The following is a 1,689-nucleotide window of genomic DNA, read 5'->3' on the forward strand; positions in this document are numbered from 1 at the left end:
TCAGAGCTTCTCGGTCAGCTCCGGCACCGCCTGGAAGAGGTCGGCGACGAGGCCGTAGTCGGCGACCTGGAAGATCGGCGCCTCCTCGTCCTTGTTGATCGCGACGATCACCTTGCTGTCCTTCATGCCGGCGAGGTGCTGGATCGCGCCCGAGATTCCGACCGCGATGTAGAGGTCGGGGGCCACGACCTTGCCGGTCTGGCCCACCTGCCAGTCGTTCGGCGCGTAGCCCGAATCGACCGCCGCACGGCTGGCGCCCACCGCCGCGCCGAGCTTGTCCGCGAGCTTCTCGATCAGCGCGAACTGCTCGGAGGAGCCGAGCGCACGGCCGCCCGACACGACGATGCCGGCCGAGGTCAGCTCGGGGCGGTCGGAGGCCGCCACCTTGTCCTCGACCCATTCCGAGAGGCCGGAGGCGCCGGGTGCCGCCACCGCCTCGACCGGGGCCGCATTGCCCGTGCCCGCCGCCTCGAAGGTCGACGTGCGGAAGGTCACGACCTTCTTGGCGTCGGAGGACTTCACCGTCTGGATCGCGTTGCCCGCGTAGATCGGCCGCTCGAACGTGTCGGCGTCCACCACGCCCGAGGCGTCCGAGATCACCATGACGTCGAGAAGGGCCGCCACGCGCGGCATGATGTTCTTGGCGTCCGTCGTGGCGGGCGCGCAGATGTGGCTGTAGTCGCCCGCGAGCCCCACGATCAGCTCCGCCGTCGCCTCGGCGAGGCGGTGGCCGAGGCTGTCGCCCTCGGCGCAGAGCACCTTGGACACGCCCTCGATCGTCGCGGCCTGGTCGGCGGCGGCCTTCGCGGAGGCCCCGGCGCAGAGCACGGTCACGTCGCCGAGCTTGCCCGCCGCCGTCACCGCCTTGGCGGTCGCGTCCATCGACAGCTCGCCGTTGGTCACTTCGGCAAGAAGAAGTACGGCCATCAGATCACCCCCGCTTCGTTCTTCAGCTTCTCGATCAGTTCGTCCACCGACCCCACCTTCACGCCCGCCTTGCGCGCCTCGGGCTCGGCCGTCTTGACGACCGTCAGCCGCGGCGTGACGTCGACGCCGTAATCGGCGGCGGTCTTTTCGTCGAGCGGCTTCTTCTTCGCCTTCATGATGTTCGGAAGCGACGCATAGCGCGGCTCGTTCAGGCGCAGATCGACGGTGACGATGGCGGGCATCTTCACCTTGATGGTCTGGAGGCCGCCATCGACCTCGCGCGTCACGAGCGCATGGTCGCCCTCGACCGAGACCTCGGAGGCGAAGGTCGCCTGGGACCAGCCGAGGAGGGCCGACAGCATCTGGCCCGTCGCGTTCATGTCGTTGTCGATGGCCTGCTTGCCCGCGAGAACGAGGCCCGGGCCCTCCTCCTCGACGACCTTGGCGAGGATCTTCGCGACCGCGAGCGGCTCGACGTCCTGATGCACGTCATCGGCGGCGACGACGAGGATCGCGCGGTCGGCGCCCATGGCGAGCGCGGTCCGGAGCGTCTCCTGCGCCTGCCTGACGCCGATCGAGACGGCGACGACCTCCTCGGCCTTGCCGGCCTCCTTCAGGCGGATCGCCTCCTCGACCGCGATCTCGTCGAAGGGGTTCATCGACATCTTCACGTTGGCGAGATCGACCCCGGAGCCGTCCGCCTTCACGCGGACCTTCACGTTGTAGTCGATCACGCGCTTGACGGGCACGAGCACCTTCATG

At 69.0% G+C, this 1,689-nt stretch carries 2 protein-coding genes; both read right to left on the minus strand.

Features of this window, described 5'->3' with window-relative positions; translation table 11 throughout:
• Positions 1 to 927, minus strand: a complete 927-nt coding sequence (locus ACTS11_RS08870) for an electron transfer flavoprotein subunit alpha/FixB family protein (protein WP_442639964.1) — start codon at positions 925 to 927, stop codon at positions 1 to 3.
• Entirely contained in the window at positions 927 to 1,688 is a 762-nt protein-coding gene (locus ACTS11_RS08875) for an electron transfer flavoprotein subunit beta/FixA family protein (protein WP_442639965.1), read from the minus strand. The genes ACTS11_RS08870 and ACTS11_RS08875 overlap by 1 nt, the downstream gene beginning before the upstream one ends.
• Between the last annotated feature and the right edge of the window lies 1 nt (position 1,689).

This window comes from Roseicyclus sp. (genome assembly GCF_052168335.1).
Lineage (GTDB): Bacteria > Pseudomonadota > Alphaproteobacteria > Rhodobacterales > Rhodobacteraceae > Roseibacterium.

Bases quoted from the DNA above. Each gene is read 5' to 3' on its own strand.
- ACTS11_RS08875 (WP_442639965.1), bottom strand. From the start codon at position 1,688: ATGAAGGTGCTCGTGCCCGTCAAGCGCGTGATCGACTACAACGTGAAG.
- ACTS11_RS08870 (WP_442639964.1), bottom strand. From the start codon at position 927: ATGGCCGTACTTCTTCTTGCCGAAGTGACCAACGGCGAGCTGTCGATG.